This is a genomic window from Paenibacillus sp. MDMC362 (assembly GCF_003269305.1).
In the GTDB taxonomy this organism is placed as follows: domain Bacteria; phylum Bacillota; class Bacilli; order Paenibacillales; family Paenibacillaceae; genus Paenibacillus_AQ.
The window spans coordinates 12,632-27,266 of the sequence record NZ_QLYT01000103.1 but is presented as its reverse complement, the minus strand read 5'-3'; the positions used below and the strand labels follow the sequence as shown (position 1 = coordinate 27,266).

Genomic DNA, 14,635 nt, shown 5'->3' with positions numbered 1-14,635 from the left:
CATTAACCAAGGCCGAAACGGCCTGCTTACGTCAAACTTTTCAAGAGACCGGTATACTTGAATATAAATCTCCTGAACGACATCCTCTGCATCTGATGGTTCCCGAATAAGGAAATAAACAGTATTGTACACGTCCTTAATGGTTGCTTCATATAACTCACCAAACGCATCACGGCTCCCGGCCAGCGTAAGCGAAATAAGCCTTGCATATTCAGATGGATGATTCATCTGCCACCTCCCCCTTCGGTCTTACAGTATATATTGGTAATATTTATTGATATCGTTCGAATTATTTCAAAATATAGGACAAGTATTCAGCTGTGACCGGAAAATGATTTATTTCTGCATATCGGCATATCCGCTGGCGTTATTGTTAAACCAAGATGCCTTATAAGAAAATCTGCCGAAGTTAAGGATAAAATTTCTTATCACAGGCTTTGGACAAAAGCTAATATTCATAAATCAAAAGGCCCGCTATTTATGAGGACATTTATGCGTATATGTTCGTTGCCATAAAAAAGCGGGCCCTCTCTTTCTCTACAAGGGGCTCGCTTTTGTAAATCATCAGCTGAGCAAAGTTCAACTAACGTATCCCGTTAGTTCAATCATTGAATGCTGTAGTATACGATCGAATTGTTCTTTGTAGTAAATGAGAAGATCTCCATCTTGTGGCTCGATTTCCACGGGTATCTTGATTTGATCGTACACATTTTCTTGCTCATTCATCCATTGGGCATGAAACACATCGTCTCTGTGTCTGGCCCTCCAGACTTCCCTCCATTCGAATTCAGGAAATGAAGTTAACTTTTCTTCCTTACCGATCTCATGGTAATCCTTAAGATCGTTTAAATGAGCCCGTTCCTCCTCAGTCGTCGATTCGTACCACTGGGGGGTAATGGTTCAAAAACAGAGCATGGTTACAATGGAAAATCTGGATGTCCCGTTGCCGCAGTGAACGTACTAATGGCGTTAGTTTATTCAGAATGATTTTTTCTTCCTTCGTGCATGAGAAGTTCCTCTTTACGTACTTAACTCCCCACCTAAGGAATCAACAACAGGACCGTCCTCCCACCCAAATTTCCACAGATTCACGAGTGCGATTCCAATCTCTTCAGATCGAAAAGTGAATTGGGATGACGAACGTACAAAACTAGATTCCGTATATGTTGCGCCGGGAAGTGGCGATCTTGGGGTGAATTCTAAGTCAATTTTAACGTCCATAACCAACACCTCCTGAAACGATTTTCGTCACAACGGAGAAAATTCCTTCAAGCCTCACTGAAACTTCTTAGTTAGATACTTGTCTAATCGGTAATGGGCTCATGTTCTTGTCCAATACGGCAATCGGTACAAGTTCTTGTCCTCGGCTCGGGACAAGAACTTGTACCGATAAAACAAAAAAGCCGTTAAATCAGCGACTTTCTATGGGACTATGTTCTTGTCCCCCGACAGCTTTCCACTTTGCACGGCTTCAATAAGCTTACGCTCACCAGCTTCGTTACTTGATGGCTCCATACCAGCTGCAAGACTATTTACAATCTCATCGACGGCTCCCCAATCATAAAACCCGGCAGCCAATATTAAAAATAAAAAAAAAGAGAAAGCATATCAACAGTCGTCGAATCGCTTTCTCTGCATTTAAATTCATTCGCCCGGCCGCGCTGCCACCACTTCCGGCACGCCGCGCGTGAACAGCTTGACGGATACGCGCGGCTTTGGATGGCCTTCAAAGCGGCAACTGAACGAGACGGTTTGCCCTCCTCTTTTTAGCAACGGAGCTTCCGACACAGCCTCCACCGTCTTCAACAAGTTCCAGTTAGCGTCGTAGACACGGCCTATCCGGTCGCTCTCGCACACGAGATACTGCCCGGCGCCGATCTCCGTCTCAAATGTCATGTAGCTGCCGCCGGCGTAAAACGTCGGCCGCTTAACCATTCCCCGCGTATTGCCATAGGACGGCACCGCGCGCAGAATGAATCGGAGCGGCTGCTCCTCTTGCCGATTGTAGAACGCCCAGTCCGAGCCGCCCGGCTGACCCGGTTGCTGCTCTTCCGGATTGCACAGCAATTCATCCGATATGTCCACAGGATACAGCCTCCAGCGGCCTTCCCCCGCCGGTTCCAGATGCCAGTCGCGGGCAGGGTCTTGCATCTGTTGGCGCTGCGACTCGCTGAACGCATTCGACCGTCTGGCGGCCTCCCACTCGCGAACAAGCGCCAGCAATTCGCCGATATTGCCGTTTCGCTTTAACACGGCCATGTCGGCAAACAATGCGAATCCGGCGTCGAAACCGGCCGCCTTGGAGAGCACCCATTCGATCTCGTCCTGCGTCGTTGCTTCGAACTGGTTCGAAACGGAGCGGAGCATAAACCAGCCGAGCATCGCCGGAATAAAGTTTCGGGCAAAAAAGCGCTGATTATGGAGCCGCCAATCCAACTGCCCTTCCCGCGTCGCGGCTCCCCACGGCTCGCCCCAGTTGAAGCGTGTATGGATATGCCAGGCGTAATTGGAAACTACGATGCTGGCATCATTGATCACTTCGCCTTCCCATCCGTCATAGCAGCGTTTGACAAAGCGGTTTGTCGCGTAATCCTCATGGCCAGTCGCATAGACGCCTTCCAGACCGTCAAACGAAATTTGCCGCAATCCCGTTGTCTGAAACAAGGACGTAATCCGGTCACAATACGCATCCTGCAATTCCAAATTCGGAAAAAACACATCGTACGGGTGGTCCCACAACCGGCCGACAGCCGTTCCCGTCTCGTGGGCGGAAATCTCCGTCCCGTTCGCCCCGCGACGGCAGCCGAGTAGCCTCCACGGCGCTTCCTCCGATACTGCGTCGTATTCAATCAGTTCGTTTTCAATAACGGCCGTTCGCCGGAACAAGCTAACCTGAAACGGACGCGGATCGTCAACCTCGATCTCTGTCGCTTCTAGCCCGACAGATGCAGTCAGCAGCCCCCTTCCCACAAGCTGCAGCCGTTTATCCGGTTTGGGCGTGACATAGGGATCGTTGAGTGTCGTAAAATTGGTCAACGTATGGACGCCAACAATTACCCCTTCTTTCTCCGCCGCCTTAACGCAAGCTTTCATCCCGGCGTCTCCATTTGGAAAGGCTGACGGTTTCAGCTCGAAATGTCCCCAGTTCGCGAACGGATCGGGATGATAAATACCGTAGAGGCCGGCTTCCTTCGCGAAAGCTACCGCATCTCCAATATCACCCTCATTAAAGTCGGTAATCAGATACGACTGCTTCGCATCCGGCGACGACTTAGCCCAAGCACCGTCAATCGTTGGATGTGGCAGACCTTCGCCCAGTTCGATCGCTTCGATTATTTGCAGGATAAGATCGGCCGGACAACCAAACAGCGCAATTTTTGACCCGGTCAGCGCTGCATCCGGGCCATCCATAGGGGTGACCGGGATGTCGGGCGTTCCCCATACCGTCCGCCGTTCATCTCGCGTCCGGTTACGCGTAAACGCTTGCAGCAAGCTGCCATCGGCTGTCGGCCAGGCTGCGCAGACGTCATACCCGACCTTCGCGTCCGGGTAAGAAAGGTCGGCAAAGCGGTCCAGTCTCAGATCCACCGGGAAGCCGCCGAGCGTCTTCTCGTTTAAGGCCTGAAAGCCCAAAGCATATTCGCCGTCATGCACGACCCCGACCGACTCCCCGATCGAGCCGGAAATCACCGTTTCGTAAGGGCCCCAGAGCAGGACGTCCGGCTCCGTGCCAACAATGCGCACAATCTCGAACGTCGCATAGTCTCCCTTTGCGTACGCTTCCACTTCCAACCGCACAGCCCCGTGCAAGAAGTCAAATACCATCAGGAAACGGCTGCCGTCATCGTGCCCAACGCTGCTTGTGACGCATTGAAGCCGTTCCGGCTCCAAAATCTGCCCGTTTACCGCTATTCGCACAAGAGGAGAGCCTGCTTCTCCGGCAAGATAACACTTTCCCGTCGCGGCACATTGCAACCCGATCAGACGGCCGAGACCGTCCATTTGCAGCTCCATATGCTTCAATCGCATTCCAAACAACCCTAACATGCCCGCTTCGCTCCTTAATTTTTGAAATTCTCGTCGTAAACTTTCTGCGCCTCTTCCAGCACCTTGTCGCCGCCCATGCTCTTCCATTTGGCCACGTAGTTGTCAAACTCGCTGAGCGATTGGCGTCCTGTAATAAAGTCCACATATTGCTGCAGTGTAAACTGGCTCAGTTTATCCTGATACTCGTTATAAATCGGCTTGTTGAACGGCGCCAAAATATCGATGTTGCGCGTTCCTTGCGCCCGCGTGTCCTTAGCCAGCTGCCGCAGGCTTTCTTCCGAGGTATAGGTGGTTTGGAAATCGTAGTCGTTGAAGGAGCCGGACATCGAGTAGCCGCCTATACCCGCCCGCTTACGCTCTTTCTCGTCGTTGTAAGGCGGGATGAACTGGACCGTCCCTTTTTCGCCGATATTCCACGTTTTTCCTTTCTCGCCGAAATTCAGCTTCTCGTACATTTCCGGATCAAACTGCGTTGTTTCGAACACTTGCAAATATTTGATCAACTTCTCGCGGTTGTCGTTCAACTGCTTGCCGAACATGACGCCGGAAGCGAAGCTTGGATGGTACTGGGCCATGCCGTATTTTCCTTCCGGACCTTTAACGCCGGGAGAAATTGCCCAGTTAAAATCTGCCTTTTTCTGCTTCAGCTTGTCATACCATTGCTCGCCCCCGAGGAACGCATTGCCCGGTATGAAAGCCCACCAATAATATTCGATTGCGCCAACTTTATCGGTCAGTACCTTGTCTTCCACATTGCTCGCTTTGTTGACGACAAACTCAGGATCGATCAGTTCGTTCTTGTACCAGCGATGCAGTACTTCCAGCGCCTGCTTCGCGCCTGGTTCAATTTCTCCCCGCACTACTTTGCCCTCCTTCTCTACAAAAATGCTGGGATAGACGTCAAAAGCACCGAATACCGAGCTGTACAAGCTTCCGATGCTTTCTGCGCTCGAAGTGATGCCGTAGGTATCCTTCTTGCCATTGCCGTCCGGATCGTTGTTGCGGAAAGCCGTTAGCGCCGCTTCCATCTCTTCGAGCGTTTCCGGCTTTTTGGCAATGCCCACTTTTTTCAGCCAATCTTCCCGGAAGCCGAGCTGCATGCCGTCGATGCCGATATCCCAAAGCACCGGAAGGCCGTAAATTTTGCCGTCCCGGCGAACGTATCGGAAAGGATCGTCGCCCAAATACCGCTTTAGCCAAGCCACGTATTTCGGCATATGCTCCTCGATCAGATCTTGCGGAACTTCAGCTGCCACCTCTTGCTGCAAAAACTTGTCGTATTCCGGGAAGGACGGCTCTTTCCACCAATCGGGGATTTCGCCGGAAGCAATCATCAAGTTCAGCTTCTCTTTGAACGCTTCGCGGCCGACAGAAACAAATTCAACGTCGATATCGAATTTTTCCTTGAGCGCCGTAACTCCATAAGAATCTGCTTCGGCGTTTCCGTCCAGGTTCCAAAACATCAGCTTCGGCTTGCCCATAGCATTTTCGCCGCCCTCCTCGGACACCGTCGACCCGTTGCCCGGTTGTGATGCCTGATCCGACGACCCGTTGCCGCAGCCGGCCAGCAACGTCACCGCCATCATTGCGGCGAGCGCGCTGCTCACCCAACGTTTTTTATTCACGAACATGTTCTCATCCCCTTCTATTTTCCAGAAGTTCCAATTCGGAATCACCCTTTAACTGCGCCGACCATGACACCTTTGACAAAGTATTTTTGAATAAACGGATATACAATCACCATCGGAATGATCGAGAACATAATGACCGTCGCCTGCAACTGCCGGCCCGAAAAGGTCGTCTGGTTGCCGATATGTTGCATGACAGCGCTAATATCGGTCATATTGTTCTGAATGACGATTTTGCGCAGCACGACTTGCAGCACCTGCTTGTCGGGATCGGACATATAAATCATGCTGTCGAACCAGGCATTCCAATGCCCTACGCCGACCCAAAGCGCAACCGTCGCTAGGACTGGCTTGCTGAGCGGGAGCACGATTTGGGTGTAGATTCGCAGATAGCCCGCTCCGTCGACCCGGGCCGATTCCTCTACCTCGGCAGGAATCTCCCGAAAGAAATTCCGCATTATAAGCACACTGAACGCGCCGACCATACCGGGAATGACAAGCGCCCATATCGTGTTGTACATCCCCAATTCCTTGATCAGCAAGTAGTTTGGAATCGTACCTCCGCCAAACAGCATCGTGAACAGAATAATACCCGTAAATACGCGATTCCAGGGCAGATCCCTCTTGGCCAACGGATAGGCAGTGATGGAAGTGAGCAGCACCGCCAATATGACACCGATAACGGTACGGACGATTGTATTCCAATACCCTTGCCACAGCGCATCGAACTTGAATGCCAGCTTGTAGCTTTCGAAGGACAACTGCTCCGGCAGCAAAATAAAGCCCGAGGCATAAGCTGCACCGTCCGCCCCCGTACCGTCGAGCGAAATGACGATTTGCGTCCAAAACGGATAGATGGTTGCCAGCATAATGATTGCCGCGGCGATATAGAGAACGCCATCCACGATTTTGTCGCCGGCCGATTTTTTTACTTGAATGATGTCAAACACCCCCTGCGCGTCTTGCCGCTACCATAACGCATGATCCCGTCCCCCCACCAGCTTTACGATCCGGTTGACACTGATAATCAGAATGAGGGCTACAAGCGACTTGAACAAACCCACCGCTGTCGCATAGCTGTAGTTCATCTCAACCAACCCTTTGCGGTACACATACGTGTCGATAATGTCCGAAACTTCCATTACTCTCGGATTATACATGTTGAATATCTGATCGAAGCCCGCATCCAAAATACCAGACATCGACAAAATGAGCATAATCGCAATAACCGGCGCCAGCATCGGGATTGAGATGTAGAACATTCGTTTGAACCGTCCCGCACCGTCGATGACGGCAGCTTCGTACATTTGCGGGTCGATGCCGGAAATGGCCGCAAAATAAATGATGGAGCCCCAGCCGAACCCCTGAAAAATGCTCGTCACGACCAAAATCGTTCGAAAATATCGGTCATCTGCCAGATACAATATCGGTTCCATGCCGAACCATTGCATCACCGTATTAATTGGTCCTTCCAGAGAGAACATCGTGAAAAAAATGCCCGCCAAAACAACCCAGGATATAAAATGCGGCAAATACGAAACCGTTTGCACGACTTTTTTGAATCGCATGCTGGAAATCTCGCTTAGCAGCAGGGCGAAAAAGATCGGTACGGGAAACCCGAAAACTAGTTTGTATACGCTAATAACCAGCGTATTTTGCAGAACGGTATAAAAATAGCCGTCCGCAAACACTTTTTCGAAAACCTCAAATCCCACCCAAGGACTGTCTATAATACCTCGCGTAATTTTAAAATCTTTAAACGCCAAGATGACGCCGTACATCGGCAAATAATGAAAAACAAGATAGTAAAGCATACCCGGTACAAGCATAAGCAGCAGGACACGGTATTGTTTCACTTTGCGCCATGTGCCCTTCTTGCTCTTTGGTTCATAGCCGCTCCGCGCCGGCGGAGCCGTCTCCTCCATCGCTGTTCCCTCCTATTTTGTATGCGCATACATTGGATTGATAACAGGATAGCACGGCCGCTACGAAAAAGAATTATTAAATATTTTCGAAATACTTCACTTTTTTATGGCATTGTTATAAGGTGGGATCGTCACGCTCATCGCCGTTCCTCTGCCGGGATTGCTTTCAATCCCGATCCCGCTGTCCGCGCCGAAAAACAGCTTCAGCCGTTCATTGACATTTTTTAATCCGTAGCCGGAAGATTGCTGAAGCAGCAGTCGCCTTATCGTTTCCTCATCCATACCCGGACCGTTGTCCTCGACGGTGAACACGATTACCTGGGACATTCGCTTCGCGCTGATTTTAAGCCATCCCCGTCCGCCTTTCTTCTGGTTGATGCCATGCTTCACCGCGTTCTCTGCAATCGGCTGCAAAATAAGATTCAGCATCCGGTAGCCGTACACCTCTTCATCGATGTCATAGTAAACGTCGAAATCGTAATCGCTCATCATCAGCATAATATCGAGATATGATTTAATGTTGTCCAATTCGTCCCGCACCGGAATAATGTTATCCCCCTTGTTCAGCGACGTGCGGTAAAACCGCGATAAGGCTGTCACGACATGGCTGATTTTATGCTGTTCGCTTTTGACCGCTTCCCAATTGATGAAAGAGAGCGTATTATACAAAAAATGCGGATTGATTTGCGATTGAAGCGCCTTCAGCTCCGCCTCCTTCTGCACAATTTTGTTCGTATAGGCTTCTTTCACCAGCGCATTGAGCCGTACAATCATATTGCCGAACCGGTTCGTCAGTTCGCCGATTTCGTCGCGCGACGCGCTTTGAACTTGGAGCGATAACTCCCCGTTCTCCACGCGCCGCATCAGCGCGTTCAACTTGTATATCCGTCTGATCATCGTGCGGGAAAAGATCGAGATGATGATGAGCAAGAAGGCAATGCAGGAACCGATGACGATAAGCGTCGCGTTCAAGATCGAGTCCGCATTGAGGGACATCTGCTTCGCCGGAACGAAACAGCGGATCGTCCATCCCGTCTGCGCAATCGTCTTCGCCACCGTGTATAGCCGTTCACCGCTGGCGTCGATCACCGAATCCGGCCGATCCTTAACTTTCGTAAACTCTGCAGCTCGGCTCGCCGCCGCATCGGAATTTGCGTAGAGCAGTGTACCGTTTCGATCCGCGATGACGACGTCATACCCTTTTGCTAAACTGGTGATATTTTTAAACAGGCCGTCGCTAATGATTTCCATGAAGAGCACATTGGTGTCGCTATCCGAGAAAAATCGCGGGAACGGTCCTGCCACGAACAAATCACCGCTCTCATTCATCGACCACTGATTACCGCTGCCCACAATCGTCTTGTGGTACCAACTCTTGTCCTTCACACGCTCATGCGACTGCACGGACAAGCCGTATTCGGGAACGTCGCTCTGTGTATAAAAAGTGACCTGCTTAATATCGCTGTTGAGCGTCATCATCATATTGAAATAAGGCGTCAAATACTCATTCAAATCTCGCGACAAATTGACGAGATCGATGTAGTCATTTGCGACAATCCGCTGAAACGTCTTGTTATACACAACCGAGCGAATCGTATGGTCGTACTGCTCCAGCGTGCCGTTGAGAGATTGCGAGATGGCCGTCAAATTTTTTTCAATACTTTGCGTCGCTTGAATGCGCAGCATTTCCTCCGATTGTCGGAAGGCATACAGACCCAGCATAAGGATCGGGATAATAATGACTGTCAAGTAGGAAAGAAACAGCTTTTGATTAAAACGTAACCGATTGAACAGACCGTCGACCATCCTTCTCATGTACCGGCTCCTTCTCGGTACTGCGTTGGCGTTCGGCCATAATGCGCCTTAAACAGCGAACTGAAGTACGGCACGTTGGCATAGCCGACATCGCGGCTGATTTGGACGATTTTGCGATTAGTCGTCAACAGCAATTGGCACGCTCGCTCCATCCGGTACTGGGTCATATATTTGTTGATGCTGATGCCTTTATGCCGGCTGAACAGATGGCTTAAATAACTGGGCGACAAATAGACCCGTTCCGCCAACGAATCGAGCGACAGATCGGTGCCGTACTCGCTTTCGATCATATGGACTACGTCCTCGATCGCTTTGCGCGCGGAGTCGGAACCGCCGGCACCTGCCTCCGGCTCGCTTCCCTCCACAACGCTGAGCATAATGGCCTTTAAATCACTCAGTTTGGCCGTCTTGTAGATGAGATCGAGATGCTGCTTGAAGCGGTTCGGCTCCTTACGGGATGAAGCGTCAAATAGCGTTTTGACGATTTCCACACAAACATATTTGATGTACATCACCGGGTAGCGGTCACTGTTCTGCATCTCGTCGATTAATCCTGCAAGTCGCGGCTTTGCCAAGTCGTACCTGCCTCGATGAATATGTTCCGACAAGACTGAAAGCGCCTTCTCGATATCATACATTTCATTGCCGTTCTCCGTCTCCGAAGCCGGTTTTACAGTCGGCAGCACGACGCCCTCATCGTAGAAAAACTTCGTTTCCAAAACCTCTTCCATTTCGCTGAACCGCTCGTCAAACGGGACCTTCCCGTCCAGCAAACCGCCGAGAACGACCGTCATCTCCCTCTCATGCGCGTCCCGAAACCAACGGACTAAAGACTCGCCAAGCCGACGCAGACCGACAGAATCGATAGCCCCTTCTCCGTCTTCGGCGGGCGTATTTTCTTCCTTGTCCGCTACCAGCAGCAAACTTTGAAACTCGTTCAGATGCACCAGTTCAAAAGGGACAGCGATCAAGTCTTTCAAGCCGCGTTCCAACTCCAGGTCGTGCAAATCGAAAAAGCGGCTGCGCGTATCCAGCATGATCATATGCACGGCCTTGTCTCCGCCGACAAAAGGAATGGCCGTTACCTGCGGTGCTGGATAACACGCTGCTGCGTCCTCGCCGATTTTACCGTGAATAAGCTCCGTAACTCTTTTCTGCTTTTCATAGCGAATATCACGGCTGTAGGCCGCTTCCAACTTATCGCGCCGATTCCTGTCTTGCCGTTCTTCCTCGCACAAAAGAATGACTTGGGAGATCACCTTTAGAAACTCGCTAACCTCCACCGGTTTTAAAATATAGCGAATCGCGTTCAAATCGATCGCCCGCTGCGCATACTCGAATTCACCATAGGCACTCATGAAAACGACTTTGATCGGCCTGCCCATCGCTCTGACCTGTTCCGCCAGTTCCAGACCGTCCATCCCATTCATCCGAATGTCGGTAAATAAAATGTCGATCTCATGCTCCTCGAGGTAAACAAGCGCTTCTTCGCCGCTGTCCGCTTCTATGAGTTCCAACTGCAGGCCGTATTTATCAACCAGGAACTTAACGCCGTCCCGCTCGAATTTATCGTCGTCCACAACTAGCATTTTCCACATATTAACCACCCTTCCTCTCCGTGCTCCGTGTTCTCCCGGGGACCTTGCCCTGCTTGGTTGTATCGTAGTCTAGCACAAATGAAAGCGGTTAAAAAGTGTAAAACTCCCCTGTTTAAAGCAAGAAGCCTCCCGCCATTTGGCAATGGTATTATCCCTTCGTGGTAGACAGTAAAAAAAAAGTTCATGATATGATGAACTTAAAACTGTAGACCGGAGGGGATTTTTGATGTACCAAAGAAAGGGCAAAAGCTGACGGTTTATAGCGAAGAAGTCAATAAGGAAGCTGTACGTTTGAGATTCAAATGAAACCAGGCGCTACCCCATGATTATGGAGGAGAAGTTCGGGACTAAAAGTGAATCTCAAATTCTCACTTGGGTCTGTAAGTTTCAGAATGGAGAAACCTTTAGGATTAGCGTGGACGCTGGAATAAAAAGCATTTTAGCAGCGTTGAAGAAGAGAACGCTTGCCTGAAAGCGCAGGTCGAACACTTAAAAAAGCCAGATCGAATTTACACGGGGAGGGAAGTTGGATACAGAAGTCCTCGACTCGGGACAAGAACTTCTACCGATAAAACAAAAAAGCCGCTAAATTAGCGACTTTCCATGGGACCATGTTCTTGTCCCCCGACAGTTGACACAAAGTTACCCTCATTATTGACACAATTTTGCCCTCTTCTACTTGTAGGCGGCTAATGAGTTTATTTCTTTTAGAGAAAAACTATTTAAAATTGATAGTCTAGGCAGATTAAAAGCAGTAATGTCTGAAATACAATCTTATTAGGCCAACCAGTAGTTATAATTTAACAAGTGGGATAAAAGCATCTCCCAATTGGAGATCCTTTTGGCCTTGCGCTTTAACAACCAAGTCTCCTACTCTTTGGCCACGTTCACCTCATTTACGATACCCATGATTTCTGACACGCATTCCTGACAAATGTACTTTTGATGGAATAAAAAGGGCGCTATTCTTGCCCGTTAGCTTAATGAAATAGCCATCGAAATTTAATTAGTTATGTGTTAAATCGGTAATCGGACCAAGTTCTTGTCCATTACCGTAATAGGTACAAGTTCATATCCTCCGACATTTTTACACCAGTTTGCTATAAAACTGCAACTGTTATAACCTAAATGGTGCATATTTTTACAACAGCAGCCGGTAAGTAATTGGCTGCTGTTGTTGTAAGGTGCGTTATGTTCAGGTCACTTAATTCAACTTGATGATTTTGTTAAACGTCATTTATTCTGAGGGATGGTGTTCGGTTATGTCTCCATGAGTCCCCCCTACCGCTGAAACGTTTGATCGCTTCCTCGGTCACCGGCTGGGAGTGACCGATCACGATGGCACAACGAGTTCGGCCAAGGCAGCCACGGGACGTTCCGCCGAAACACCCATGATTTTTTTATAAAACTCAACAAGACGATCCACACCGTCGGTAATTGCTCTTTTGTCACCCGACACCAACATCAGGCCGCTCGCTTACTCCGGTTCTTTCTTAGCCCAATGCGTGGATACACTTTGCAAAAATCGCAGAATAACGTGTAATTCCGCTTCCTTAAACGAATCAAGCAACTGCATAAACCTCTTCTCCTCCAGCTTGTGAAGCTGTTTATGGAGCTCAAAAACTTGTTTTCCCTTCACCGTCAGACTGAAGTAGACTTCCTTCTTATTATCATTCAGTTGCCTTCGATGGATATAACCTTCCTCCAACAGCTTCCCGCTGATTTTGGTAATTCCGGCCTTGGACAAGTTCATCTTCTCTGCAAGCGTCGTATTGTTGATCGGCTCGTTGTTGCCGATACAGTCGATCACGTGCACGCTAGTCAAATGACGCGGGATCGACTCCAATTGCTGCTCCTGCGCATAACGAAAAATCTTGTCCTGCTCCGATTCGATCCTTTGCTCGCTCAGATGCACAAAATGAACAACCTGATCATGGACCAGCCATTTGATCGTCTCCAATGTATTCATCATCTCGCACCTTTCGTAACACAAAAAAATTATACTTAACCGAGAAACAATCGTATCATGTTCCAATACCGGAGAGCAACGTTCCTCTACCAAAGATACGAGATGTTTATCGTAAGGGATCGCTCAAAGCACCGTCCATTGCCCGTTCCTTCTTCCGCTTTGAGCGAATTGCAAAAACAAATGGTAGAGCCAGAACGACAATAAGCGTTGATAAAATGTTCAAATCGTTGATGCCCATCGTGGTGGACAGGTGGACCAAGTTCGGTCCGGCGTCCTCTTTCAACCTAGCGGCGTGAACTGCAGTACGTGAAGATAGCAGCGTGGTGAAAAGAGCTACACCGAACGATACGAATACATTCCGAAGCCAGTTCTGAATGGAGGAGGCATGGCCGATGTACTCGTGGGTAATCTCCTCCATCCCAGCCGTCGTCGCAGGCATCAGTACTAGAGCCAAACCTAAACTGCGGATCGTCATCCATAAGAGCGTATAAGCAGATGAGCTGTCGACTTGAAGCCACGCCAGCGGCAGATTTCCTACGATCATCAACAGTACACCAACAAATAGTAGTGGCTTGGGGCCAACCACTTTATACAGTCTACCGACAACCAAGGACATAATAGCCATGGCTAGTGTAGAAGGTAACAGAATGATCCCTGTATCAAGCGGCGAATGTCCCTGAACATTTTGCAGGTAGACGGGAACGAGGAGCATGCCCGAAAAAAAGTTGATCATAACGATACACAACAATATGACCGTCAACGTGAAGCGCCGGTTCAGAAATACTTTGAGCTGTAGTAGTGGCGACTCGATGGACATCTCACGCCAGAGAAACAGCGTAAGCGCCAACAGTCCGCCTCCCAGACAAAGCAGCGTATTGGCCGATCCCCATCCCCAAACTGAGCCTTGCGACAACGTGATTAGCAGCAGTGAGCTTGCAGCGATCACTGTCAGAAGCCCCCACACATCGAAACCCTTCGGGACTTTCAGACGATAGTAAGGAATGAAGAAAACGGCAACAACGATTGCAAGCAACCCGAGCGGTACATTGGTCCAGAAAATCCATGTCCAGGATCCGTGCTGGATAAGCCAACCTGCATAACTAGGTCCAATGGCTGGCGCCACGATCGAAGAGGCAATCCAGATACTCATGGCGACAGACTGTTGGTGTCTCGGTATGATCTGGAATATCATAGTCATCGACGCGGGCACAATAATACCGCAGAATGCACCCTGAATTATGCGAAATGTGATCAGCATCGGCGCGTTCCAAGACAAGGCACACAGAACAGAGGCAACCGTCACGCCGAACAAGGCGAAAATATACAATCGCTTGTAACTGAAGCGTTCGCCGAAATAGCCAGCTGTAGGCGCGAACGTGCCAAGCGCCAACATAAAGCCTGTCAATGTCCATTGCACGACGCTTAAGTTGGTTGCAAATTCTTTTTGCAAGACCGGCAGAGCTATATTAATCGTATTGCTATTCAACAGCGAAAGGAAGTTTCCCATGAAAATCGCTACAATTAATGGTATAAGCTTTAGGGGCTGCTGAGTTTGTTGCTCTTGCGTGTTCATTACATTCGTTTGTTTCATAGCAGGTTCCACCGCCCCTCCACTTACATTGTTTACTAGTTAACTAAAATAATAGATCCACA

The 14,635-nt window shown here is 49.4% G+C and carries 9 protein-coding genes; all 9 read right to left on the bottom strand.

The annotated features are described in order from the left end of the window. Positions 1-228 (bottom strand): sigma factor (locus DP091_RS30940; RefSeq protein WP_306438139.1); only part of this gene is annotated, 228 nt, incomplete at its 3' end. A gap of 1,416 nt (positions 229-1,644) precedes the next feature. Continuing rightward, complete coding sequence (locus DP091_RS30930; RefSeq protein ID WP_113061836.1) at positions 1,645-4,047, bottom strand: hypothetical protein; 2,403 nt, start codon at positions 4,045-4,047, stop codon at positions 1,645-1,647. 14 nt (positions 4,048-4,061) lie between these two features. Continuing rightward, the gene (locus tag DP091_RS30925; RefSeq protein ID WP_113061835.1) at positions 4,062-5,678 is read right to left on the bottom strand and encodes an extracellular solute-binding protein; all 1,617 of its coding nucleotides are present in this window, start codon (positions 5,676-5,678) and stop codon (positions 4,062-4,064) included. A gap of 41 nt (positions 5,679-5,719) precedes the next feature. Beyond that, positions 5,720-6,625: a carbohydrate ABC transporter permease gene (locus DP091_RS30920; RefSeq protein WP_113061834.1), complete on the bottom strand. Its 906-nt coding sequence runs from the start codon at positions 6,623-6,625 to the stop codon at positions 5,720-5,722. Between the two features lie 18 nt (positions 6,626-6,643). After that, positions 6,644-7,600 carry an ABC transporter permease gene (locus tag DP091_RS30915; RefSeq protein ID WP_113061833.1) on the bottom strand — a complete coding sequence of 319 codons (957 nt, stop codon included), beginning with the start codon at positions 7,598-7,600 and terminating at the stop codon, positions 6,644-6,646. A 96-nt stretch (positions 7,601-7,696) separates the two neighbouring features. Beyond that, on the bottom strand, positions 7,697-9,415 hold the full coding sequence (locus DP091_RS30910) for a sensor histidine kinase (RefSeq protein ID WP_113061832.1): 1,719 nt from the start codon (positions 9,413-9,415) through the stop codon (positions 7,697-7,699). After that, positions 9,412-11,013 carry a response regulator transcription factor gene (locus tag DP091_RS30905; protein ID WP_113061831.1) on the bottom strand — a complete coding sequence of 534 codons (1,602 nt, stop codon included), beginning with the start codon at positions 11,011-11,013 and terminating at the stop codon, positions 9,412-9,414. Before DP091_RS30905 ends, DP091_RS30910 begins: the two co-directional genes overlap by 4 nt. A gap of 1,477 nt (positions 11,014-12,490) precedes the next feature. Beyond that, complete coding sequence (locus DP091_RS30900) at positions 12,491-12,982, bottom strand: MarR family transcriptional regulator (RefSeq protein ID WP_113061830.1); 492 nt, start codon at positions 12,980-12,982, stop codon at positions 12,491-12,493. 106 nt (positions 12,983-13,088) lie between these two features. Then, on the bottom strand, positions 13,089-14,555 hold the full coding sequence (locus tag DP091_RS30895; RefSeq protein WP_258394767.1) for an MDR family MFS transporter: 1,467 nt from the start codon (positions 14,553-14,555) through the stop codon (positions 13,089-13,091). Positions 14,556-14,635 lie beyond the last annotated feature (80 nt).

Excerpts from the sequence above, each read along its gene's own strand:
- DP091_RS30930 (WP_113061836.1), bottom strand. The coding sequence starts at position 4,047 with ATGTTAGGGTTGTTTGGAATGCGATTGAAGCATATGGAGCTGCAAATG.
- DP091_RS30925 (WP_113061835.1), bottom strand. The coding sequence starts at position 5,678 with ATGTTCGTGAATAAAAAACGTTGGGTGAGCAGCGCGCTCGCCGCAATG.
- DP091_RS30915 (WP_113061833.1), bottom strand. The coding sequence starts at position 7,600 with ATGGAGGAGACGGCTCCGCCGGCGCGGAGCGGCTATGAACCAAAGAGC.
- DP091_RS30910 (WP_113061832.1), bottom strand. The coding sequence starts at position 9,415 with ATGAGAAGGATGGTCGACGGTCTGTTCAATCGGTTACGTTTTAATCAA.
- DP091_RS30905 (WP_113061831.1), bottom strand. The coding sequence starts at position 11,013 with ATGTGGAAAATGCTAGTTGTGGACGACGATAAATTCGAGCGGGACGGC.
- DP091_RS30900 (WP_113061830.1), bottom strand. The coding sequence starts at position 12,982 with ATGAATACATTGGAGACGATCAAATGGCTGGTCCATGATCAGGTTGTT.
- DP091_RS30895 (WP_258394767.1), bottom strand. The coding sequence starts at position 14,555 with ATGAACACGCAAGAGCAACAAACTCAGCAGCCCCTAAAGCTTATACCA.